This window comes from Novosphingobium sp., assembly GCF_030696665.1.
In the GTDB taxonomy this organism is placed as follows: Bacteria; Pseudomonadota; Alphaproteobacteria; order Sphingomonadales; family Sphingomonadaceae; genus Novosphingobium.
On sequence record NZ_JAUYRV010000027.1, the window covers coordinates 1 to 22,876 of the forward strand.

Below are 22,876 nucleotides of genomic sequence, written 5' to 3' on the forward strand. Positions count from 1 at the left end.
CGGCGGGTAATCTCCTTGACAGGGTCCAAAGCCCTAAGATGCCGATCCAGCCTGCAACCTATCCGCCTCGCCCAACACCGTAGCAAACGCCACGACGCCGAGCACCAAGGCCGATCACAAATCATTCATGCCATCTCCTTGTATTTGTAGTAAGCGCCGACGAACGGCAGGAACCACGGCTTGCCGAAATAGCCCGGAATTGCGGGCCAATCGAAATCGCGCCACGGGTTCAATTCCGCTTTGCCATCCAGCACTTCAGCCATGACCCCGCCCATATACGTCGCCATGTGCGTGCCGTGGCCGCTGTAGCCCATCGAATAGAACACGCCGTCATTCTCGCCCGCGCGCGGCAGGCGGTCGCTCGTCATGTCAACCATGCCGCCCCAGCAATAATCAATGCGCGCATCGGCCAGTTCCGGGAAGAAGTTGACCATTGAACGCTGCAGGATGGCCCCGCTCTTGGCGTCTGCTGCCGGATCGCTCCGGCCTGAAAAGCGCGCGCGTCCGCCAAACAGGATGCGGTTATCGGGCGTTGTGCGGAAATAGCTGACGAAGTTGCGCGTATCCACCGTGTTGCGGCGGCGCGGCGTCAGCCTGTCCAGCAGTTCCACCGGGAGTGGTTCGGTGGCGATCAGGTATGCACCCACCGGCACGATCCGGCGGCGGAACCAGCCCAACGGGCCATAGGCCGACGTTCCGGTGGCAAGCAGAACTTGCGCTGCCTTCACCGTGCCATGCGGTGTCGTCAGTTCATGCCCGCCCGCAACGCGGCGCATCTTCATCAGCGGATTATGCTCGAAAATCGTGCCGCCGTGCCGCACCACGGCTTCGGCCAGACCCTGCCCGTACATGCCCATGTGCATGTTCGCGCTCTTGCCATAAATCATCCCGCCAAAGAACTTGTCCGAACCAATCTCGGACGGCAGATCCTTGGGCAGCACCAATCGCGTTTCAGGATCAACATTGCGCGCCAGCAATTCCTGCGACCGGATGATCTTGTCAAAGTGCTCGGGCTTGGCCGCCAGCTTCAGCTTGCCCACGCGGGCAAAGTGGCAGTCGATGCCTTCCTCCGCCACGATGGACTCAACCTTGTCCACCCCGGCATCGAAGGCTCTGTAGAACAGGTTGGCGCGTTCCATGCCGAACCGTTCGACCATGCCGCCATAGTCCTGCGCAAAGCCGTTGTTGCACATGCCGCCGTTGCGTCCGGACGCGGAACCGGCAACTCGGTCAGCCTCCAGCACGAGAACCTTTGCGCCCTTTTTTGCCAGTGCAAGCGCAGCGCAAAGGCCTGTGAAGCCTGCGCCGACCACCGCAACGTCCACCGCGCCCTCAGGCCCGCCGGTTGCGGCAGAGGCAAACGGCTTTGCAGTATCGAGCCAGTAGGACATCATCTTCATGTCAGATTCTCCGCCCGCACGTGGGGCTGTGGAACGCAATGCTGGCTCACCATCCGCGCATACGCGGCCATTGGGCCATGATCGCCCGGCCCTGACCATCCACGACGTTGTAGACTTCGTGCTGCGCGCACGTGGCGCAAGCATGGTTGGGCAGAATGCGCACGCGCGCACCGATTGGCAGATCGGGCAGCACGCCATCGCTTCCGGGCCGAAGCTTGATAATGCCGTGTTCCTGGCTGGCATCCTCAACGATCACATCGCCGAACGGCCTGCCATCAATATCGCAAACCAGACCATAGCCCTGATCAACCGGATGGCTTTGCGTGCCCCGGTCACGAGACATCGCCATCCACCCGCCATCGGTGAGTATCCAGCCCTTTTCCGTGCGGTGGCCGATGACCGTCGCCAGAACCGACGCCGCAATATCGTCCACCTCGCACACGCCAATGCCGTGCATCACCAGATCGAAGAATGTGAAAACGCCCGCGCGCACTTCAGTCACGCCGGTCAGGTCGGCTGCGAAATGCGCGGTCGGCGTGGAGCCGACGCTCACAACCGGTGCAGCATGGCCCGCCGCGCGTAGCAGGTGCGCCGCTTCAACCGCCGCTGCCCGTTCACCCTCTGCCGCTTCGGGCAGGCCCGCGCCGCCACGCGCATTGTAGGATTCCCCGGCATGGGTCAGCACACCGGCCAGTTCCACGCCGCCCTGCGCCAGCACATCGGCAATCACTACCAGCGTCTGATCATCGGGCAGCAGTCCGCCACGGTGGCCGTCGCAGTCAATCTCGATCAGCACCGCAGGCATGGCCGTGCCATCTTTGGCAGCATCTGCCAGCGCACGAGCCTGTTCCAGCGCGTCGATCAGCACCGACAGGTGCACGCCCTGCCCGACCAACCGGCGCGCGCGTTCGATCTTGTCGAGGCCCAGCCCGACGGCATAAGTGATGTCGGCAAACCCGCCGCTGGCAAAGTATTCCGCCTCGGCAAGGGTCGAAACGGTGATCGGACCGGTGCCTTCCGGGAACAGACGCCGGGCAACGTCGAGCGACTTTGATGTTTTTACATGGGGCCGGAACCCTACGCCCAGCGCGGACAGCCGGCTGCGCAGCCGCGCGATGTTGCGGTCCACTTTGGCAAGATCGAGCACCAGAGCGGGCGTCTCCACCGTTTCAAGAGAGGCTTCGACCATCGGCCCGGACATTGCGCGATTCCTTCCCAGAATTGAAACGTGGCGATTGAAAGTTAAGCGGACTTCAGGGGGCAAATTCGGCTGAAAGCTTGCGATGCGCGTGGCAGTCATGCGGGACTTGTGCGGCGCGGCGGTATATTCTGCTGCGCCTTCAGCCCAGCGGGCGCTGCGTGGCGAAGACCTTCTTGACGTATTCCTCGCTCAGCCAGGCACAGCCATCGCCGCGCACAAACATGCACACATCGCCGGTGGCGAAGGTCACGCTGCCGTTCTGGTCACTGAACGTAACCTTGCCCGCCATCAGCAGCATCAGTTCCACCTGCCGATAGGGAATCTGGCGGCGGTGATAGGGGGTGGAATCCCACGTGCCCGCACAGAATTCCGCATTGGCCGACACGTAATCGGAAAAGCCCCGGCAGGTCGGCACCTCGCCCAGCAGGTTTTCCAGTGCAGGCGGATTGGACGGGTTGAGCGGGGCATTCGTGTCAATCATCACCGGCGCGGTGGCATTGCCTGCGCGATCCGTTGGCGCGGCATAGACCACGGCCAGCATATCGTCAGACGCGCGCCAGCGGAAGCTTGTGCCAAAGGGTATTGCGGCGGAATCATCAGCGCCGAGCGCCAGTGCGCCTTGATGGGTTTCGATCTCAAGCTTTCCGGCCAGCACCAGCACGAATTCATCGGTGGGCAGCGCGGTGACTTCGCCTTCCCCACGCAGCGCGAACGAGGCAATGACCGCCTTGTCATCCGCGAATGCCGGTGCGGCGCGACCCGCAAACCAATCGGCAGATGATGCCGTTCCCGCGGCATAGGCGCGAATGTCCACCACCGCCGCAACCGTCTGTTCCAAAAGTGCGCTCATGGCTTGGTCATCCCTTCAAAGGCAGAAATCAGCTTTCGCGCAATCGTCAGATCCTGAAGCGCGATGCCTGAGCTGTCGAAAACGGTTATCTGGTCAGGCGATGTGCGGCCCTCGGCCCGGCCCAGCAGCACATCGCCCAAGGCCACGATCTGTGCGCGGTCGCCGCCGAAGTGCTGTAAATCGCCCATCACCACGGCCTGCGCCGGATGATCGCAGAACAGGGCTGCGGACGCGAACAGTTCAGGCGGCAGTTCCTGCTTTCCGGCAGCGTCAGACCCCATGCTGGCCACGTGGGTGCCGGGGCGTATCCAGTCGGCAGAAAACAGCGGTTCGCGCGCCGGAGTGGCCGTCACCACGATGTCAGCATGTTCGCATGCTTCCTGCGCGTCTGCCTGCTCGGCGTTGAGGCCTTCGCTGCGCAGCGCCGCCACGAAAGCATCGCCCTTGGCTTGGTCCCGCGCAACGACCAGCACCTTTGTGACCGGGCGGATGCGGGCAATGGCGATGCATTCGAACAGCGCCTGATTGCCCGCGCCGAAAATCGCCAACGTGCTGGCATCCTTGCGCGCCAAGGTGTCGACGGCAACCGCATCGGCCGCAGCCGTCCGATAGGCGTTGACCTCGCCCGCTTCGATCACCCACTCAACCCGGCCAACGCCCTGATCGAACAGCAGAATTACCGAATTGTGGCGCGGCAGGCCAATGTCAGGGTTGCCCGGCCAGAACGAGCCGACTTTCAGCCCGGCGTATGTGCCGGTGGAGGCAGACTTGATCGAGAACCGGTTGGCCGGTGATGACCCGTGGGCCAGCACGGCGGGGAACAGCACCGCATCCTCAACCACTGCGCAAAGCGCCTCACGCGCGGCATCGAACGCGATTTCGTGCGAGACGAGCGCTGCCGATTGTTCTTCCGAGATAAACTTCACGCAAATTCTCCGGCCAGTTCGGCTTCTGTGCGATGGCACAGCACGGCATTGCCTGCCGCCATCGTGCGCAGCGGCGGTAGCGACACATCGCAACGGCCCGCGATGGCCACCGGGCAGCGCGGCAGGAAGCGGCACAGATCGGCACTTTCCGGCAGATGCGCGAACGGCACCTTGCCCTGCGAGCCGACGCCCGAAAGCCAGTCGGTGCGCAGTTCCGGCACCGACGAAATCAGCAGATCGGTGTAAGGATGGAACGGCGGGGCCGCATAAGTATCGCGCAACCCGCTTTCCACACGTGTGCCTTTGTAGAGCACCACGATCTCGTCGCAGAGCGCCTTCACCGTCGCAATATCGTGGCTGATGAACAGGTAAGCCACGCCCAGATCGCGACGCAATTCGGCCAGCAGTTCCAGAATCGCCTCGCGCACCACGGTATCGAGCGCCGACGTCACTTCATCGCACAGGATCACGTCGGGCTGCGCCGCCAGCGCGCGGGCAAGGTTCACGCGCTGCTTCTGGCCTCCGGAAAGTTCATCGCAGCGCCGGTCAGCAATCGCGGCGGGCAGCTTGATCAGGTCAAGCAGTTCGGCCACGCGGCTGTTCAGTGCAGCGCCGCTGGTGCCGTGGTAGAAGCGCAGCACGCGGCCAAGGATTTCGCCCACGCTATGCGCGGGATTGAGCGCCACGTCTGCATTCTGGAACACGATCTGGATGCGCCGCAATTCTTCGCGCGTGCGGCCCTTCAGCGAAGCAGCAAGCGGCTGACCGTCCAGCGAAACCGTGCCCGCCGTGGGCGCAAGCAAGCCTGCCACCACGCGCGCGACCGTGGATTTGCCGGAACCAGATTCCCCGATCACGCCCACCGCTGCGCCGCGCCCGATCTGCAGGCTCACGTCCGTCAGCACCGGATGCGCCGCGCGGCCATTGCGGTCAACGGGGCCGTATCCGGCGTTGATACCCTCGATCGACAGCAGCGGCTTGCCCACCGCCGTAATCGGCGCTGCTGCCTTGATCACAGGCCGCGCCGCAGCCAACAGGGTCTTGGTGTAATCGTCTGCCGGAGTTTCAAGCACGGCGCGCACAGCATTGCGTTCCCGCACGGTGCCGCGATTGAGCACGAGGATCTGGTCCGCCATCTGTGCCACCACCGCCAGATCGTGCGACACATAGACGCCGGTCGCGCCCTGCTCGCGCACCACCTTGCGGAAGGCTTGCAGCACTTCGACCTGCGTGGTCACATCCAGCGCGGTGGTCGGCTCGTCAAAGATCACCAGATCGGGCCGCGTGATCAGCGCCATCGCTGCCATCAACCGCTGGAGCTGTCCCCCCGACAGTTCGTGCGGATAGCGGCTGCCGATGGTTGCCGGATCTGGCAGGGCCAGCGCCTCGAACAACGCCACCGCATGTGCGCGCGCTTCAGCGGCTGTGGCAGTGCCGTGGATCAGCGCTGGTTCGATCACCTGTTCGATCACGCGGCGCGAGGGGTTGAATGCTGCGGCAGCGCTTTGTGCTACGTAAGTGATGCGGTGCCCACGCTGCGCCGCAAGCGATGCCTTGCCGTTACCACCCAGCGTAGCATCGCCAACCGTGATATCCCCGCTGATCACCGCGCCGCTGCGGGCATAGCCCATCAGCGCGAGCGCAATCGTGGTCTTGCCCGAACCGGACTCCCCGATCAGCGCCAGCACTTCTCCGCGCGCGATGGTGAACGAAACTTCGTCCACAATCCGCAAGTCCGAACCATCCGGTCTGCGCACGGTCACGCACAAGTTGCGGACGTCGACATGCTGAGCCTCCATCAGTGCGCCTTCCCTTGCGTGGCCGCATCGATCAGCAGGTTCACCCCAACTGTCAGGCTCGCAATAGCCACGGCGGGAGCGATGATCGCCAGCGCGCCTTCGGCCAACCCGGACGTATTTTCACGCACCAGCGAGCCGAGATCGGCGTCAGGGGGTTGCAAGCCAAGGCCAAGGAAGCTGAGGCCCGACAGCAGCAGCACGATGAACACGAAGCGCAGGCCAATGTCCGCAAACAGCGGTTTGATCATGTTGGGCAGCACTTCCACCAAGGCCAGATGCAGCCGCCCTTCCCCCCGCGCGCGCGCCACTTCGACATAGTCGAGCCGCGCCAACCCTACCGCCAGCGAACGCGCAATGCGGAAGTTACCGGGCACATAAGTGATCGCAATGATCAGCGTGAGCAGCACCAGCGACGAACCGAACGCGGCCACCAGCACCAGCGCGAAAATCTTGGACGGAATGGAGATCAGCGTGTCCATCGCACGGGACAGCAGTTCATCAACCCAGCGAGGGCCGACTGCTGCCGTGAGCGCAAACCCAGTGCCGATGCTCGCCGCGATGGCAACGGCAACGACAGACAGGCCCACGGTAAAGCGCGCCCCTGAAAGCAGGCGGCTGAGCACATCACGCCCCAGAAAATCGCTACCGAGCCAGAACTGGCGGCTCGATCCGGCAAACACTTCCTCGTTGGCAAACGATCCCGGCGGGTATGGCGCGATGAACGGGCCGATCACCGCGACGATGATCCAGAAAATCACCAGCGCAAGGCCGATCTTGCCCGAAAGCGGCAAACGCCGTGCCCCGCGTATGATACCCGCCACGCTCATCCTTGGCGCAGCCTTGGGTTGGCCAGAATCGCCACGGTATCGGCAATCAGCACCAGCAGCAGATAGGTTGCGCAAAAGACCATGGCGCAGGCCTGCAACAGCGGCATATCGCGCGAGGTGACGGCGTTGACCATCAGGCTCGCCAATCCCGGATAGCTGAAGATTGTTTCCACGATGATCGCGCCTCCGAACAGGTAGGACAGGCTGAGCGCCATAGAGTTCACAATAGGGCCAACCGCATTGGGCAGCACATGGCGGAAGATCAGGCGGCGCGGGGAAACGCCTTTCAGCCGCGCCATTTCCACATAAGGGCGGTCCAGTTCGGCAATGATGGCGGCGCGGATCATCCGGCCCAGTTGCGCAATCACGCCCACGCCCAGCACCATCACCGGCATGGCATAGGCGCGCAGAAATTCGCCCAGCGTCGGGTCTTGCGGCACAATGGTGATGGATGGCAGCCACAGCAGCTTTACCGAAAACACCAGCACCGCAATCGTCGCAACCAGAAATTCGGGCAGAGCCACCATCGCCAGCGTCATGATGTTGAGCGCGCGGTCCGTTGCCTGCCCCCGCGTCACGGCTGAGGCTATGCCGACCAGAAACGCGATGGGCACCGAAAACAGCGTCGTCAGCCCGGCAAGGATCAGCGTGTTGGGCAGCCGCTCCGAGATGATGTCGGCCACCGGCTTGTTCGCCACCAGCGACTGGCCGGGATCACCGATGGCAATGCCGCGCAGCCATTCAAAGTAACGCACCACCGCTGGCCGATCGAGGCCCATTTCGTGGCGCAACGCCGCGAACTGTTCGGGCGTTGCGCCCTGGCCCAAGACTTCCTGCGCGGCATCGCCGGGGAGCAGGCCGCTGATCGTGAAGATCACGGCAGAAACCAGCACCAGTGTTACCAACGCCAGCCCCGTGCGTTTGGCCACAAGCCGCGCTGGCCCGCGCCAGCGGGAAACAGGCGACGCGCCGCTCATGCGTCCAACCACACGTGTTCGCCAAAGGTGTAGCCCATCAGACCGCCCAGAGGGACCGGTTGAAGCCCGCGGATGCGGCGGTCATAGCCATCCAGCAGGCTGATGAAGACCGGAATGCCGATCCCCCCTGTCCGGTGGATCATCCACTGCATCTCGCCATAGATGGCCTTGCGCAAAGCCTGATCGCGCGTCTGGCGCGCTTCGATCAGCATTTTGTCAAACTTCGGGTTTTTCCAGCCTGCTTCGTTCTCCGTAGCTTTTGACTGGAAGAACAGGCTGAACATCAGGTCGGTGGTGGGCCGTTGGTTGATGTTTCCAAACGTCAGCGGATGCCGCATCCAGTGCGTTGACCAATAGCCATCGCTTGGCACGCGGTTGATCGCCAGCTTCAGCCCGATCTGCGCGGCGTGTTCCTGCAGGATGGAACCCATATCGACAGACATCGTGGCCGCTGGCGAGACGTAAACCGGCAGCCGCGTGCCCAGCAAACCTGAGCGCTTGAGATAGAACTTTGCCTTTTCAGGATCGAAGGCACGCTGCGGTATGCCGGGGTTGTAATAAGGATCAAGCGGCGAAATCGGCTGGTCGTTGGCGATGGTCGCATAGCCCCGGAACAGCGCACGCTTGATCAGATCACGGTCCAGCAGATGCTTCATGCCCAGCACGAAATCGGGGTTGCCCGTCACCGGGTGGTCCTGCCGCATCACCAGATCGGTGTAGAGACCCGATTTGGTTTCCATGATCAGGTGCGAGGATGATGCCTTCACCCGTTTGACCGACCCCGGACTGACCGCAATCACCATCTGCACATCGCCCGATAACAGCGCGTTCACCCGCGAAAGTTCATCGGGAATGGCAATCAGTTCGATCTCATCAAGATAGGGCTTGCCCGGCTTCCAGTAGTTCGGATTGCGCCGCACGATGGTGCGGATGCCCGGCGCGAACGATTTCAGAGTGAACGGACCCGTGCCATTGGCCACGCTGAAATCGCGCCGACCATTTTCCACGATGGCAAACTGCGGTTGGGCCAGAATGATGGGAATGTCAGGATTTGGCCCCGTCAGCCGCAGTTCCACTTCCAGCGGCCCCACGCGGCGCGCGCCTGCAAACTGTTCGGCAACCGCTTTGACCTTCGACCCTACGTTTGGGTCTTTATGCCGCAATAGCGAGTAAACCACGTCATCGGCGGTCAGCGACTTGCCATTGTGGAACTGCACGCCGCGCCGCAAACGGATGGTCCAGACAATGTTGTCGTCCGTCTCAATCGTCTCAGCCAATCCGGGCGTTGCGCGCAAAGCGCCGTCGCACTGCGTCAGCCCGCTATAGAGCAGGAAAATCCGCATATAGTCGCTGGAATTGCCGCCCTTTGCAGGATCAAGCGTGTCCGCTGTTGATGCCACGATGCCCGCAACGCGAATGCGCCCGCCAGTGCGCGGCTTTCCGATCAGCTGGTCAGCCGGGGCCAGCATAGCCCCCGCAGCCATGCCACCAAGAAGGCCGCGCCGTGACAGCATCAGAGGCCGACCACCGCCGGAAGCGCGCCAATGTGCGGGATTTCAACATCGCGATAATTGCCATTCGAAGGCTCATGCCCGCGCCCGATGAACACCCGGCAGCCAAAGCCGAGGTCGGTCGCCGTATTCTGGTCATAACGGAAGCTGGATGACACGTGCATGCCCACTTCCGGCCCCATGCCCAGCTGATCGAACATATATTCAAACGCCTGCATACGCGGCTTGTAGGCCTGTGCGCTTTCGGCGGTGTAAACCCGGTGGAAGGTCGCGCCCAGCATCCCCACGTTCGCCATGATCTGGCTGTTCATCGCGTTTGACAGGATCACCAGCGGGATCTTGTCGCAGATCTTCGAAAGGCCGCCCGCCACATCATCATGCGGCCCCCAGGTCGGCACGGCTTCATAGACGGCATTGGCCTCTTCCTCGCGGAATTCCACGCCCCACTTCTTCGAGCAGCGCTCCAGTGAATTGGCGATGACATCGCGATAGGGCTTCCACGCGCCCAGCACTTCGTCGAAACGATAGGCAGACCAGTCCTTGCAAAACGCAGGCAGCGCCTCGGCGGGCAGGCGGTCGGCATAGAACGCGGTGGCCATTTCGGTCATGCGAAAGCGGGTCAGCGTGCCATAGCAATCGAAGCTGATGAACTGTGGCGTGAAAACGGCGGTGCTCATAACGGGAGTCCGATCCTGTGTTCCTGTGGCTTCGGGCATAGCCCGCTAGCGGCTGGCGGTGATGCAAGATCACCATTGTTGGGGCGGAACTTGCACCTGTTCGTCTTGGCGCAAGAATACTCACTGCACTTTTTTGCCGCCCGTAACGGCAGGTCATGCCGCGCCCTAATAGCCGCGGGTCCGGTCCACTTCGCCCAGCAGCGGGTCGCCCGCCAGCAGACGTAGCACGTTGTCGGCCAGCACTTCGCCCGCGCTGCCGTGGCGCGTCTCAGCCGCAACATGCGGGGTAAGGAAAATCGCGGGGTGGCTGTAGAATGGGTGCCCCTCGGGCAGCGGCTCAGGCACGGTCACGTCTAGCATCGCCGCGCGCAACTGCCCTGAATCGAGCGCCGCAATCAGATCGTCCGCCACCAGATGCCCGCCGCGCCCGGCATTCACCACGGCACTGCCGCGCGGCATCTTGTCAAACGTTTCACGGCACAGAATGCCGCGTGTTTCCGGCGTCAACGGCAGCAGGCACACCGCGATGTCCACTTGCGCCAGAAACGCATCAAAGCCATCGGCCCCGGCAAAGCACGCGACGCCCGCGATCCGGTGCGCGCTGCGGCTCCAGCCTGACAGCGGAAATCCCAGCGGCTTCAGCATATCAAGCGCCGCCTTGCCCAGTTCACCCAGCCCCATCACCCCAACGCGCGTTTCTGCGGCCAAGCGCGTATGGCGATAGGTCCAGCGCCCTGCGCGCTGTTCGGTGATGAAGAACGGCAGATCGCGGTGCAGCGCAAGACATGCCATCGCCACATATTCGGCCATGCCGGTGATGATCCCCTGCTCCACCATGCGCACCACCCGCACTTGCGGCGGCAGCGCATCCAGCGGCAACTGATCAATCCCCGCACCCACGCTGAACAGCACTTCAAGATTGGGGAACTGCGCGATGAATTCCGCAGGCGCATTCCACGCCGCCAGCCAGCGCACCTGCGCCGGATCGACCGGATCATGGCCCCAGCGCGCAAACGGCAATTGCGGCACGCGCGCCGCGAATATCTCGGCCCAGACCGCGCCGCGCGCTTCCAGTCCGTGATAGAGAAATGTCATCTGGTCAGCGTTCCCTAAAGTGGCAGCCCGCAATAAAAATGGGGGCAGGCATGGGATTTACCCTGCCTGCCCCGATATTACGCGCAGTGCATCAGAACGAGAAGCTTGCCCGCACGTTGAACGCGCGCGGCGCGCCCGGTGCGATCCACAACCGCGAATAGGACGCGGTGTAGAACTCCTTGTCGAACAGGTTGGTGACGTCTGCAGTAAGCTTCACGCCGTCCGAAGGTTCATAGCTCGCCATCGCGCGCGCCACGACATAGCCCGGCAGGTCGAACGTCGAACCGGTTTCGCCCAACCGCTTGCCCACATAATTCACGCCGCCGCCCAATGTGGCACGGTGGCTGCCGATCATGAAGCCCTTGCTGACGATCAGGTTGGCCGCATGTTCGGGAATGTTGATCAGGCGGTCACCGGGATTGATCGTCAGGCCAAAGTCCTTGTCGCCTGCCGCCGTCGTCCATTCGGCATCCAGATAGGCGTAAGTGGCGATGATCGTGATGTCGCCCGGCAGGTTGGCGTTGAAGTCCAGTTCGATCCCGCGTGAACGTGCCGCACCCCCGGCAATCGAAAGCCCGGCATTGGCAGGGTTGGGATCGGCCGTCAGGATGTTGTTCTTGGTCATCGTGAAGGCCGCGATAGAACCGCTCAACGGGCCGCCCGGCTCACCCAGACGCACACCCACTTCGTAGGACTTGCTCAGTTCCGAAGGGAACGGATTGCTGGCCGCATCCACGCCGCTATTGGGGCGGAAGCCTTCGCCATATCCGGCAAAAACCGAGACATCGTCGTTGACTTCATAAAGCACGCCGCCGGTAGGATTGAACTGCGTCTGCTCCACCAGAACGCTCCGGCCGTTGCTGCGGTTCAGCACCGTCTGCTTGTAATCGTCATAACGTCCGCCCAGACGCAGCTTCAACCGGTCGGTAAGATCGATCTGGTCTTGGAAATAGACGCCCCACGCCTTCTGCGTTTCATAAGTATTGGTCAGCGGCACCGCGCCCAGCGCCAGCGTTTGCCCATAGACGGGGTTGAAAATGTCCACGGCATAGTTTGCCGCCGTGATTGGCGCACCGGTTGTATAGTTCACCGGACGCCCGCGCAGTTGCAGCAGGTCGATGCGGAAGCGGTCCCAGTCTGCACCCACCAGCACGTGATGCGTTATGCCGCCGGTATAGAACTTGCCCGACAGTTCGCCGCGCACCACGATGTTGTCCGTGCTGTAATCACGCGAACGGCGCTGGCGGGCGAGGAAGTTGCCCGGCTTGCCCAGCGTCTGGCGGCGGTTGGTGCCAATCGGGTCAAGCTCGGCCTCGCTCGACAGACCGCTGAATTCAGTTTCGCGATAGCCCAAGCCTGCGAGGAAATACCAGTCGCCGCCCAGCTTCTGCTGGAACTGCACCTGATGGCCCAGCACTTTCACCTGCATCTGCCCATCGCCCGGCTCACCAAAGAAGGTAGACCGGTCAACCACGCCCAGTTGCCCGTTTACCGCAATCGTGCCGCGATCAAACGGGATGCGGTTGTCCATGAACTCCATTTCATAGGACAGACTGGTGTTCTTGCTCGGCGTGAACACGATGGAAGGGTTGGCCACATACAGCGTCTGGTGGATCGTATCGCGGAAGCTGTCGCCATCCTGCGCCGCGCCATTCAGGCGGATCGCCACGGTATCGCTGATCGAAAGGTTGTAATCAGCTTCGACGCGGAAAGTGTTGAAGCTGCCGCCCTGCACCGCAAACGTGCCGAAGCTCTGGCCGACCTTCGCCTTCTTGGTGATGATGCTGATAGTGCCGCCCGGCTCACCACGGCCAAATACTGCGCCGTTGGGGCCTTTGAGAATTTCGATCTTCTCGATGCTCGATGCATCGCGCGGCCCGCCATAACCGCGGCCGCCGTTGAAACCGTTGACCAGCACGCCACCGGCAAAGTTTTCATCACCCACGAACCCGCGAATGGCGAAACCATCGAACAGACCGCCAAAGTTGTTCTGGCGCGAAACGCCGCTTGATAGGTCGAGCGCTGTATCAAAGCGCGTGATGTTGAGGTTCTGGAGCGTGCTGGCATCAATCACCTGCACGCTCTGCGGCAGTGCCGAAAGCGGCACGTCACCACGATATTGCTGGCGCTGGCCGACCACCACCATCTCGTCAACGGCTTGCGCTTCCTCGCCTTCCGCCGGAACGCTTTGCGCCCAGGCCGTCATCGGCATCACTCCCATCGCCACGCCGATTGCCAGCGCGGCCTTTACTGCGGACATCTTCATCATCGCAACTTCACCCCTCGTTCTTGATGCGGTTCTTCGATCCCACCCGCCGCATGTAACAATGTTACATGGTAAGCAAGCGAAACCGGCGGTTGAGCCGTCCTGCGGTTTATTATTATTCTACGAGCTTATGCTTCTGCAGACGAATCATGCGTTGAAAGCGCAGGCGCGGACGAACGATTATTGTGAAATTGGCGTGACACCGGCGTCTTTGTGCCGTTGACGATAAGACGGGCTGCACTCAGCCAAGTCTTTTCGAAACGGACACGGGCAAAACGGTGAAATAGAGTGAACGCGGGCCGCATCTTCGGGCCGGGGATGGCCTTCGGCTAAATCGCTGGGCTGCATCTCGCAGCGCACTTGCCCATTTATTGAATATTGCCGGGTGGCTACCACAATGCAGCCACCCGGTATCACTCGCGTCAGACAGATAGCGCCGCCGCCACATGCTCTGGCCGCAGCGGCAACCGACGGATCGGCTTACCGGTTGCATCGTGGAACGCCGCCGCAATTGCCGGGGCGGCCAGCGCATTAGCGCTTTCTGATCCCTGCCCATATTCGTCCGTCGTCGGATCGCTGGCAATCACCACGCGCAGTTCGGGCATGTCCTGCATGGTCAGGATCGGATAGCCCGCCCAGTCGGTCGATGTGATCGCGCCCTTGTCGAACGTCACTTCTTCAAACAGCGCCTGGCTCACGCCCATCAGGCAGCCCGCCTGAATCTGGCGGCGGAGTTGCAGCGGATTGATGACCACGCCCACGTCGGCCACAATCGTCACCCGCTCAACCTTCACCTCACCGCTATCGGGCGTGACCGCAATGTGCGCCGCGCAGGCCCAATAGCCATTGTCGCGCAGCATGATCGACACGCCCCGGCCCCGCACCACCGCCTTGCCGGTTGAACGTGCAGCAGGCGCTGGCGATGGGCGCGTATCCCAGCCCGATTCCTTGCGCAGCCGCTCCAGCACGGCGGTAAAGCGCGGGTCGGTCACATGGTCGAGCCGGAACTGCAACGCATCCTTCCCCGCCAGCGCCGCCGCCTCGCTGATCGCCAGTTCGCGCGGGCAGTTCTGCTGGAACTGGATCGGCGTGCGCATCGAATGGTCACGCAGACCAACCCCGATGGGCGATGCCTTTTGCCCGATCTGCCCAGCGCCGTGGCCTTGCTCGAACACGTTGTCGACCTTGGCGTAAACCCACGTGTCAGCAATATTTACCAACCCGCTCTGAAAGCCATAAGTCGTCTCGGCAGAGGGCGCATCAATCACTGGCAGGCCCGCCAGCATCGCGCCCACCAGCCGGTCGTCCTGCATCGGCGGCCCGCGATGGATTGCTTCATAGGCGGCAATGCGGCCATCCTCACCCAGCTCGATGCGAATATCGGCAACCGACGCGGACGATTGCGTTGACCACTGCATATCATCGGCGCGCATCCACTGCACCCGCACCGGGCGTTTCAATTCGCGTGAGAGGATCACCGCCTCGTCCTCGCTCCCCGCACTGCCCCCGTTCGACCGGCCATAGTGGCCTGACCCCGGATAGGTCTTGACGACCACCTTGTCCTCACCGGTGACAAGCATCCGTGCGATCATGCGGCGCAAGTGCTGCGGGTTCTGGCTGATGGTGTGGAGCGTGACCGACCCATCGGGCCGCACATCGCCGACCGAAACCATCGGGCTGATCGGGGCATGCTTCTGGAACGGCATGCCATAAGCAGCGGTCAGCGTCCGCGCGCCCTTCACGCCCTTGGCATCACCCTTGTTGGCCCGGCCCGGACGCACCGGATATTCGGCCCAGTCGATTGCGTTGCGCATGTGGTCAAACAACTGGCCGCTTTCGGGCAGGCCCGCCCATTCGCTCCACTGCGTTTCACCACCAACTTGCTGCGCGGCCTGCACTGCTTCCCATTCGTTGGGCGAGACAACCGCAAGGAGATTGCCTACGGTCACCACCCGCGCACCCGGAAACTGCGCGCTGTCCAGCTTGCCTGCGGAAACCAGCGTCGATCCCAGCGTCGCCGGGTGGATCACCCGCGCGTGCAGCATGCCCGGCAGCTTCACATCGCCGATCCACTTGGCCTTGCCCGAAATCTTGGGTTCCAGCGAAGGATTGGTCACCGGTTTGCCGATGATGGTGTATTCGGCGCGCGGCTTGAACGGCGGGTTTCCTTCAACCCGCCGGCCAAACGGCGCATTCAAATCGCCAGAAACCTTGATGGCCAGTTGCAGATCCTGCCCCGCCACAAGCTGGCCGTAAGTCACAGACTTGCCGCCGCCCGAAATCACCCCGTCCTTTACCGACAATGCACTGCGCGCAACGCCCAGCGTTTGCGATGCCAGCTCAAGCGCTGCCTCGCGCGTGATTGCCGCCACCTTGCGCAGGTTCTGCGCGCTGCGCAGCAGACCGAAGGTGCCGCCGCCTTCGGGCGTCGTGTCGGTATCGCCGGAAATGACCGTCTTCATCGCGTCGATGGAAACGCCCAGCTCTTCGGCCACGATCTGGCGATAGGCGGTGTAGATGGAACTTTGGCCGAAATCGCACTTGCCGGTGCGGATCGTCACCGCATTGTCCGCCGCAATCTCGATCCACGATGGCAGGCGTGTAGCATCGACCTGCACCGCTTCGGCGGCCAGCGCTTGTCCGGCCAGCGATGGATGCAGCCCGATCACCACCGCCAGCGCGCCCCCGCTGCCAAGGAACCCACGGCGGCTGACGCGCGCTTCGTGGACCGAAAGGATCTCGCCCGCGTTCATGCTTCGGCTCCCTGCGCCATCAGCTTGGCCGCCCGCTGCGCCCCTTCAAGGATCGCCGCGTAGCTGCCGCAACGGCACAGATGTGGCGATGGGCCGGATGTGGTCAGCGCCGCCTTGATGTCGGCATCGCTCGGCTTGGCATTCTGCTCCAGCAGTTCGGTAATCTTGATCATCATGCCAAACTGGCAGATCCCGCACTGCGACACCTGTTCTTCGATCCATGCCTGCTGCACCGGATGCAGCTTGCCCGCCGCCTGTTGGGGACTAAGCCCGCGCTGCTTTGCCCAACGCGCCGGAAGCCCGTCCACGGTGGTAACCGCCTTGCCCGCCACCGCCTCGATCGGGGTGATGCACGCGCGCACTTCCTCGCCATCCAGCAGCACCGAACAGGCCCCGCACTGCGCCAGCCCGCACCCGAACTTGGGCGTCATCACGTCCAGCTCGTTGCGCAAAACATACAGCAGCGGCGTATCGGGCGAGGCTGAAACCTCACGCTCCACATCGTTCACAGTGATCCGGGGCATTGCAGTCTCCTCAACCGGGCAGAAGCGGTGTGACCACTTCCCATTCACGTCTTCTTGTCATCAATCCACCACTTCAGCGGCCGGTGGCGGCCAGCAGCGCAGGCGGGTAACGTTCGCCTTCGATCACGATGGCATCGGCCGCAGCGGTAATCCGCGCAAGGTCTGCCGCCGAAAGCGCCACATTGGCACCGCCAAGGTTCTCTTCCAACCGGTCAATGCGCGTGGTGCCGGGAATTGGCACAATCCACGGGCGTTGCGCCAGCAGCCACGCCAGCGCCACTTGTGCAGGCGTTGCGCCACGCTCGTCACCAATGGCGCGCAGCAGCTCGACCAACGCCTGATTATTCGCCATCGCGTCGGGCGTAAAGCGCGGAAGGTGCTTGCGGAAATCGCTGTCGGCAAGGTGGGTTGACGAAGACAGCGCCCCGGTCAGAAACCCCTTGCCGAGCGGGCTGTATGGCACAAATCCGATGCCCAGCTCTTCACAAGCGTCCAGAATTCCGTTGCTTTCCGGGCCGCGCGTCCACAGCGAATATTCGTTCTGAAGCGCCGACACCGGCTGCACCGCATGGGCCTTGCGGACTGTCTCTGCCCCCGGTTCCGACAAGCCGAAATGCCGCACTTTGCCTTCGGAAATCAGATCGCGCACTGCGCCTGCCACATCCTCAATCGGCACCGCCGGATCAACGCGGTGCTGGTAGAACAGGTCAATCACGTCAACGCCAAGCCGCTTGAGCGATGCTTCGGCAACGGCTTTGATGTTCTCAGGCCGGCTGTCCAGCCCACCCATCCCGCCAGTGGCGGGATCGATGCGAAAGCCGAATTTGGTGGCAATCACCACCTGATCGCGCACCGGGCGCAGCGCTTCGCCCACCAGCTCCTCGTTGGTGAACGGACCATAGACCTCAGCTGTGTCAAACAAGGTAACACCGCGATCAAAAGCGGCGCGGATCATCGCCAGCGCATTGGGCCGATCAAGCTTTTTGGCATAGCCGAAATTCAGGCCCATGCAGCCAAAGCCAATCTCCGATACGATCAGGCCGCTAGTGCCAAGGGTACGCTGCTTCATGCCATTTTCCTGCAAATTGGGATGTGAGCACCGTGATACGCGCGAATGGCTCGCTCGATTAGATCAGCAAAGTGGCATGTGGTTATGCATGCAAGTCATTAATCATCGGCATGCCGATCGCGATTGTCACTCATGCAGCGCAAACATCACCCTATCCCACATCCTGCATGAAACGAGGTCGAAGTTCGCGCGTTGTGGTGCTTGAAGCGTTGAGATGCGCTGGCCGGAACAGCGAATTGCGCGCCGAAACGCCCGAATGGCTTCACCCGCCCAGCTTCTCATCCAGTTGTCAGGTGCAGTGCCATACGGATGGCAAAGGGAAGTCGGTCTATGAATAATCCATCAGCAGGCGTGATGCCTGAACTGCACATTTCCAGACGAAGCGTTCTGGCCTCGGGCGCGGCGTCTGTTGCGCTTACCGCCATGTCGGCAGACGCAAACGCCCAATTCCCGGCGCCTGCACCAACAGCGGCAGCATCCCCACCGATGATGAACGTGGCATTCTCGGTCAACGGCAAGCCCGCCGAACTCGCGCTCGATACCCGCACCACCCTGCTCGACGCGCTGCGGGAACACCTGAAGCTTACCGGCACCAAGAAGGGCTGCGATCATGGCCAGTGCGGGGCCTGCACGGTGATCGTCAATGGGCAGCGGATCAACAGCTGCCTCAGTCTTGCGGTCCAGCATCAGGGGGACAGCATCACCACCATCGAAGGTATCGGTACGCCCGAAAAACTCCACCCGATGCAGGCCGCCTTCATCAAGCATGATGGCTACCAGTGCGGATATTGCACGCCCGGGCAGGTCTGTTCGGCTGTTGCCGTGCTGGAAGAAATCCGCCGTGGCGTTCCCAGCCACGCGCAGGCAGACATCACCGCGCGCGCCGCCTTCAGCGCTGCCGAAGTGCGCGAACGGATGAGCGGCAATATCTGCCGATGCGGAGCGTACTCGAACATCGTCGACGCCATGACAGAAGTGCAGGAGGCAAGCGCGTGAAGGCCTTCAGCTATGAACGGGCAACATCGCCCGCCCAAGCGGCATCGATTGTCGCCAGCAAGCCCGGAGCGAGATTTCTGGCAGGCGGCACCAATCTGCTCGATCTGATGAAGCTTGAGATCGAAACGCCAAGCCATCTGGTCGATGTGCAGGATCTGAAGCTGGACCGGATCGAAAAGACCGATCAGGGCGGGCTGCGCATCGGCGCGCTGGTCAGCAACACGGCGCTGGCGTCTGACGAAACGGTGCGGCGTGATTACGGCGTGCTGACCCGCGCCATCGTGGCCGGCGCCAGCGGCCAGTTGCGCAACAAGGCGACGACCGCCGGCAACCTGCTGCAACGCACCCGCTGCCCCTATTTCTATGACACCAACCAACCGTGCAACAAACGCAAGCCGGGGTCCGGCTGCGCGGCCATCGATGGGTTTTCCCGTCAGCTTGCGGTGGTCGGCACATCGGACAAATGCATCGCCACCTATCCCGGAGACATGGCTGTTGCCCTGCGCGTGCTTGATGCCACGGTTGAAACCGTGCTGCCCGATGGCAAAGTCAGGACCATCCCCTTGGCCGATTTCCACCGCCTGCCGGGCACCACGCCTGAACGGGACAATGCGCTGGAACAGGGCGAACTGATCACCGCAGTCACCCTGCCCGCCCCCATCGGCGGCACACATATCTACTACAAGGTCCGTGACCGCGCATCGTATGCCTTCGCGCTGGTATCCGTCGCCGCCGTCTTGCGCCCCGATGGCACGGGCCGCGTGGCGTTCGGCGGCGTAGCGGCCAAACCGTGGCGTGTCGAAGCCGCCGAAGCGGCGTTGCCACAAGGCGCAAAGGCAGTGGCCGACCGGGCCTTTGCCGATGCCAAGCCCACACCGGACAATGCCTTCAAGATCATGCTGGCAGAGCGGACACTCGCCGCCGTCATCGATCAGGCCAAGGGGTAAGACTATGGAATTCAACGCACCGGCAGGTGAAAACCTGTTCGACAAAGCCAAGATCGTCGGCAAATCCACGCCGCGCATCGATGGTCCGCTCAAAACCACCGGCAAGGCTCCTTATGCCTATGAACGGCACGATGTCGTCGCAGGACAGGTCTATGGCTACATCGTCGGCGCAGCCATTGCCAAAGGCCGCATCGTGTCGATGGACACAGCCGCCGCGCGCAAGGCTCCCGGCGTGGTTGGCGTGATTTCCACGCTCGATCATGCCAAACCGCTCCCGCCCGGCATGCAGAACAACGCGCCCCTGTTTGGCGGGGCACAAGTTGCGCATTACCATCAAGCCATTGCCTGCGTGATTGCTGAAACATTCGAACAGGCCCGCTCTGCCGCAGCGCTGATCCTCACGCGTTATGACCGGGCACCCGGCGCGTTCGATCTTGCCCGCGCCGCGCCCGATGCCCCCCTTGCCAAGGGCGATGGCGGCAAGCCCGACCGGGCCACGTTGGGTGATTTCGACAAGGCGTTTGCCGCCGCGCCGGTCAAGATCGACGCGCGCTACCATACGCCGGACGAAAGCCACGCGATGATGGAGCCATTCGCCACCATCGCCGCGTGGGAGGGTGAAAAGCTGACGGTCTGGACATCGAACCAGATGATCGCCTGGGCCAAGAAATCGTTGGGCACGATCCTTGGCATCGCAGCCGAGAACGTCCGCGTGGATTCGCCCTATGTCGGCGGCGGGTTTGGCGGAAAGCTGTTCATCCGCGCCGATGCCGTGGTTGCCGCGCTGGCGGCCAAGGCCGTGGGCAGGCCGGTCAAGATCGCCATGCAGCGCCCGTTGATGATCAATAATGCAACGCACCGCCACGCCACCATCCAGCGGGTCCGGATCGGAGCAGAGCAGGACGGGCGCATCACCGCTATCGCGCACGAAAACTGGTCCGGCAATCTGGGCGGTGAGGATGGCGAAAATGGCACGCTGCAAACGCCAAAGCTCTATGCCGGGGCCAATCGCCTGACCGCCAACTATATCGCCACGCTGGATCTGCCCGAAGGCAACGCCATGCGCGCGCCGGGCGAAGCTTCGGGCCACCTGGCGCTGGAAGTGGCGATGGACGAACTGGCCGAGGCGCTGGGCATGGACCCCATTGAACTGCGCATCCGCAACGAGCCGGAAACCGTGCCTGCTACGCCGGAAATGCGGTTCTCCAGCCGCAATCTGGTCCGCTGCCTGCGTGAAGGGGCAGACAAATTTGGCTGGTCGCGGCGCAGCGCAGAACCCGGCAAGATGCGCGAAGGCAACTGGCTGATCGGCATGGGTGTGGCCGCAGGCTATCGCGGCGGACCGACCGCCACATCGGGCGCGCGGGTGCGGTTGACCGGCGATGGCGGCATGGTGGTTGAAACCGACATGACCGACATCGGCACCGGCACGTATACCATCATCGCGCAGACCGCCGCCGAAACGATGGGCCTGCCCCTGGAAAAGGTGCGCGTCACGCTGGGCGATTCCGCTTTCCCCGCTTCTGCAGGTTCCGGCGGGCAATGGGGCGCGGCAAGTTCAACAGCGGGCGTCTATGCCGCCTGCCTCAACCTGCGGCGCGCCATCGGCCAGAAGCTCGGCTTCAATGGAGAGGACGCGACCTTCGAAAATGGCCGCATCCGCACCGGTGCAAAGTCCTTTGCGCTGGCCGACGCTGGCACCTTGTCAGCCGAAGGAGAAATGACCTTCGGCAAGTTCAAAAGCGATTACGAAGTCGGCACTTATGCCGGGCACTTCTGCGAAGTTGCGGTCAACGTCTATACTGGCGAAACCCGCGTGCGGCGCATGCTTGCGGTTTGCGATGCCGGGCGCATCCTCAATCCGCTGTCGGCGCGCAGCCAGGTGATCGGTGCGATGGTCATGTCGGTCGGCGCTGCACTGATGGAGGATCTGGCGGTGGACAAGCGCTTTGGCTTCTTCGTGAACCACGATCTCGCCGGATATGAAGTGCCGGTCCACGCCGACATTCCGCATCAGGATGTGATCTTCCTCGATACGACCGACGCCATCGTCTCTCCGCTCAAGGCCAAGGGCGTGGGCGAACTGGGCATCTGCGGTCCGGGTGCGGCGGTAGCCAACGCGGTCTACAACGCCACCGGCATCCGCGTGCGCGAATACCCGCTTACGCTCGACAAATATCTCGACAAGCTGCCCCGCTACAGCTGACGGAAGACTACAGCAGCGTCGCCGCCATCCGCTCACTGTCGGCCTTGCAGCCGGTGATGATCTCGAACGCCCTTGCGGCTTGTCCCACGACCATGCCCACGCCATTCATCGTGGCGCAGCCTTTCTCCCGTGCGATCCGGAGAAGCTCGGTTTCCGGCGGGAAATAGATGACGTCCGCCACCCAGTGACGGGGCAGCACGCGCGCCTCATCCAAAGGCATGCCGGGTTTCCCGTTCATGCCGATGGGCGTAGCATTCACGATGCCGTCGGCGTTTGCCGTATCAACATCGGCCAGTGTTCCGCTGCGTATGTCGCATCCCGGAAAGCGGCCCGCAAGGTCTGCGGCAAGGCCCGATGCGCGGCCCGCGTCCACGTCGATCAGGTCCAGCCTGCCCACACCCAATGATAGCAGCGCGCTGGCAACGGCAGCACCTGCCCCGCCCGCGCCAAGCTGCACCACGCGCCCGGTTGCGGCACCGGGCAGCCCATCGCCGAACGACCCGCGAAATCCGGCCATGTCGGTGTTGTATCCGATCAGCCTCCCCGCACGCACGGCCACGGTATTGACCGCGCCCACTGCCAGCGCGCTTTCATCCAGTTCGTCCAGCAGCGGCACTACCGCCTGCTTGAACGGATATGTCACGTTGAACCCGCTGAACCCTTCGGCCACCAGTTTGTCCATCACCGCCGCCAGATCTTCGTCCGGCCAGCCCCGGTCTGTGAAATCGAACAGTTCATAGCTCAGGTCCAGACCCTGCGCCGCCGCTTCCTTCTCATGCAACTCGGGTGACCGCGATGCGAGGATGGAGCGTCCAAGGAGGCCTGAGCGGATCATTATTGCCTTTGCACAAA

Annotated in this window: 18 protein-coding genes; 3 read left to right on the forward strand and 15 right to left on the reverse strand. The window is 62.7% G+C overall.

The window, feature by feature from the left end:
• Positions 1-125 precede the first annotated feature (125 nt).
• The 14 genes from Q8R81_RS06545 to Q8R81_RS06610 form a co-directional block, all read right to left on the reverse strand.
• Complete coding sequence (locus Q8R81_RS06545) at positions 126-1,400, reverse strand: FAD-binding oxidoreductase (RefSeq protein ID WP_305616620.1); 1,275 nt, start codon at positions 1,398-1,400, stop codon at positions 126-128.
• Between the two features lie 46 nt (positions 1,401-1,446).
• Positions 1,447-2,601, reverse strand: a complete 1,155-nt coding sequence (locus Q8R81_RS06550; protein WP_305616621.1) for an alanine racemase — start codon at positions 2,599-2,601, stop codon at positions 1,447-1,449.
• Positions 2,602-2,740: 139 nt separating this feature from the next.
• Positions 2,741-3,451, reverse strand: coding sequence for a cupin domain-containing protein (locus Q8R81_RS06555; protein WP_305616622.1), 711 nt, complete (start codon positions 3,449-3,451; stop codon positions 2,741-2,743).
• On the reverse strand, positions 3,448-4,377 hold the full coding sequence (locus Q8R81_RS06560; RefSeq protein WP_305616623.1) for an ornithine cyclodeaminase family protein: 930 nt from the start codon (positions 4,375-4,377) through the stop codon (positions 3,448-3,450). Before Q8R81_RS06560 ends, Q8R81_RS06555 begins: the two co-directional genes overlap by 4 nt.
• Positions 4,374-6,176 (reverse strand): ABC transporter ATP-binding protein, encoded by a 1,803-nt coding sequence (locus tag Q8R81_RS06565; RefSeq protein WP_305616624.1) that lies wholly within the window; start codon positions 6,174-6,176, stop codon positions 4,374-4,376. Before Q8R81_RS06565 ends, Q8R81_RS06560 begins: the two co-directional genes overlap by 4 nt.
• Positions 6,176-6,997, reverse strand: coding sequence for an ABC transporter permease (locus Q8R81_RS06570; protein ID WP_305616625.1), 822 nt, complete (start codon positions 6,995-6,997; stop codon positions 6,176-6,178). The genes Q8R81_RS06565 and Q8R81_RS06570 overlap by 1 nt, the downstream gene beginning before the upstream one ends.
• Positions 6,998-6,999: 2 nt before the next feature.
• Positions 7,000-7,980: an ABC transporter permease gene (locus tag Q8R81_RS06575; protein ID WP_305616626.1), complete on the reverse strand. Its 981-nt coding sequence runs from the start codon at positions 7,978-7,980 to the stop codon at positions 7,000-7,002.
• Positions 7,977-9,494: an ABC transporter substrate-binding protein gene (locus Q8R81_RS06580; protein WP_305616627.1), complete on the reverse strand. Its 1,518-nt coding sequence runs from the start codon at positions 9,492-9,494 to the stop codon at positions 7,977-7,979. The genes Q8R81_RS06575 and Q8R81_RS06580 overlap by 4 nt, the downstream gene beginning before the upstream one ends.
• Positions 9,494-10,168, reverse strand: coding sequence for a haloacid dehalogenase type II (locus Q8R81_RS06585; RefSeq protein ID WP_305616628.1), 675 nt, complete (start codon positions 10,166-10,168; stop codon positions 9,494-9,496). Before Q8R81_RS06585 ends, Q8R81_RS06580 begins: the two co-directional genes overlap by 1 nt.
• A 165-nt stretch (positions 10,169-10,333) precedes the next feature.
• Entirely contained in the window at positions 10,334-11,263 is a 930-nt protein-coding gene (locus tag Q8R81_RS06590; RefSeq protein ID WP_305616629.1) for a glyoxylate/hydroxypyruvate reductase A, read from the reverse strand.
• Between the two features lie 91 nt (positions 11,264-11,354).
• Positions 11,355-13,532: a TonB-dependent siderophore receptor gene (locus Q8R81_RS06595; RefSeq protein WP_305616630.1), complete on the reverse strand. Its 2,178-nt coding sequence runs from the start codon at positions 13,530-13,532 to the stop codon at positions 11,355-11,357.
• A gap of 419 nt (positions 13,533-13,951) precedes the next feature.
• The gene (locus Q8R81_RS06600) at positions 13,952-16,282 is read right to left on the reverse strand and encodes a molybdopterin cofactor-binding domain-containing protein (RefSeq protein WP_305616631.1); all 2,331 of its coding nucleotides are present in this window, start codon (positions 16,280-16,282) and stop codon (positions 13,952-13,954) included.
• Complete coding sequence (locus Q8R81_RS06605) at positions 16,279-16,806, reverse strand: (2Fe-2S)-binding protein (RefSeq protein WP_305616632.1); 528 nt, start codon at positions 16,804-16,806, stop codon at positions 16,279-16,281. Before Q8R81_RS06605 ends, Q8R81_RS06600 begins: the two co-directional genes overlap by 4 nt.
• 73 nt (positions 16,807-16,879) lie before the next feature.
• On the reverse strand, positions 16,880-17,875 hold the full coding sequence (locus tag Q8R81_RS06610; protein ID WP_305616633.1) for an aldo/keto reductase: 996 nt from the start codon (positions 17,873-17,875) through the stop codon (positions 16,880-16,882).
• Between the two features lie 330 nt (positions 17,876-18,205).
• Here Q8R81_RS06610 and paoA point away from each other — a divergent pair, with 330 nt between their 5' ends.
• Genes paoA through paoC form a run of 3 tightly spaced genes read left to right on the forward strand, consistent with a single transcriptional unit; the run spans position 18,206 to position 22,024 of the window.
• A complete protein-coding gene (paoA, locus tag Q8R81_RS06615) occupies positions 18,206-18,871 on the forward strand; it encodes an aldehyde dehydrogenase iron-sulfur subunit PaoA (RefSeq protein ID WP_305616634.1) in 666 nt (221 codons plus the stop codon).
• Complete coding sequence (locus Q8R81_RS06620; RefSeq protein WP_305616635.1) at positions 18,868-19,818, forward strand: xanthine dehydrogenase family protein subunit M; 951 nt, start codon at positions 18,868-18,870, stop codon at positions 19,816-19,818. The genes paoA and Q8R81_RS06620 overlap by 4 nt, the downstream gene beginning before the upstream one ends.
• A 4-nt stretch (positions 19,819-19,822) precedes the next feature.
• Complete coding sequence (gene paoC, locus Q8R81_RS06625; RefSeq protein WP_305616636.1) at positions 19,823-22,024, forward strand: aldehyde oxidoreductase molybdenum-binding subunit PaoC; 2,202 nt, start codon at positions 19,823-19,825, stop codon at positions 22,022-22,024.
• Positions 22,025-22,031: 7 nt separating this feature from the next.
• On the opposite strand, the gene Q8R81_RS06630 is transcribed toward paoC, so the two are convergent.
• Entirely contained in the window at positions 22,032-22,859 is an 828-nt protein-coding gene (locus Q8R81_RS06630) for a shikimate dehydrogenase (RefSeq protein ID WP_305616637.1), read from the reverse strand.
• Positions 22,860-22,876 lie beyond the last annotated feature (17 nt).

What these genes read in the sequence shown, in the direction of transcription:
- Q8R81_RS06565 (WP_305616624.1), bottom strand. Translation starts at nt 6,176, where the DNA reads ATGGAGGCTCAGCATGTCGACGTCCGCAACTTGTGCGTGACCGTGCGC.
- Q8R81_RS06630 (WP_305616637.1), bottom strand. Translation starts at nt 22,859, where the DNA reads ATGATCCGCTCAGGCCTCCTTGGACGCTCCATCCTCGCATCGCGGTCA.
- paoA (WP_305616634.1), top strand. Translation starts at nt 18,206, where the DNA reads ATGAATAATCCATCAGCAGGCGTGATGCCTGAACTGCACATTTCCAGA.
- Q8R81_RS06600 (WP_305616631.1), bottom strand. Translation starts at nt 16,282, where the DNA reads ATGAACGCGGGCGAGATCCTTTCGGTCCACGAAGCGCGCGTCAGCCGC.
- Q8R81_RS06545 (WP_305616620.1), bottom strand. Translation starts at nt 1,400, where the DNA reads ATGAAGATGATGTCCTACTGGCTCGATACTGCAAAGCCGTTTGCCTCT.
- Q8R81_RS06575 (WP_305616626.1), bottom strand. Translation starts at nt 7,980, where the DNA reads ATGAGCGGCGCGTCGCCTGTTTCCCGCTGGCGCGGGCCAGCGCGGCTT.
- Q8R81_RS06590 (WP_305616629.1), bottom strand. Translation starts at nt 11,263, where the DNA reads ATGACATTTCTCTATCACGGACTGGAAGCGCGCGGCGCGGTCTGGGCC.
- paoC (WP_305616636.1), top strand. Translation starts at nt 19,823, where the DNA reads ATGGAATTCAACGCACCGGCAGGTGAAAACCTGTTCGACAAAGCCAAG.
- Q8R81_RS06580 (WP_305616627.1), bottom strand. Translation starts at nt 9,494, where the DNA reads ATGCTGTCACGGCGCGGCCTTCTTGGTGGCATGGCTGCGGGGGCTATG.
- Q8R81_RS06555 (WP_305616622.1), bottom strand. Translation starts at nt 3,451, where the DNA reads ATGAGCGCACTTTTGGAACAGACGGTTGCGGCGGTGGTGGACATTCGC.
- Q8R81_RS06605 (WP_305616632.1), bottom strand. Translation starts at nt 16,806, where the DNA reads ATGCCCCGGATCACTGTGAACGATGTGGAGCGTGAGGTTTCAGCCTCG.
- Q8R81_RS06585 (WP_305616628.1), bottom strand. Translation starts at nt 10,168, where the DNA reads ATGAGCACCGCCGTTTTCACGCCACAGTTCATCAGCTTCGATTGCTAT.
- Q8R81_RS06550 (WP_305616621.1), bottom strand. Translation starts at nt 2,601, where the DNA reads ATGTCCGGGCCGATGGTCGAAGCCTCTCTTGAAACGGTGGAGACGCCC.
- Q8R81_RS06595 (WP_305616630.1), bottom strand. Translation starts at nt 13,532, where the DNA reads ATGATGAAGATGTCCGCAGTAAAGGCCGCGCTGGCAATCGGCGTGGCG.
- Q8R81_RS06610 (WP_305616633.1), bottom strand. Translation starts at nt 17,875, where the DNA reads ATGAAGCAGCGTACCCTTGGCACTAGCGGCCTGATCGTATCGGAGATT.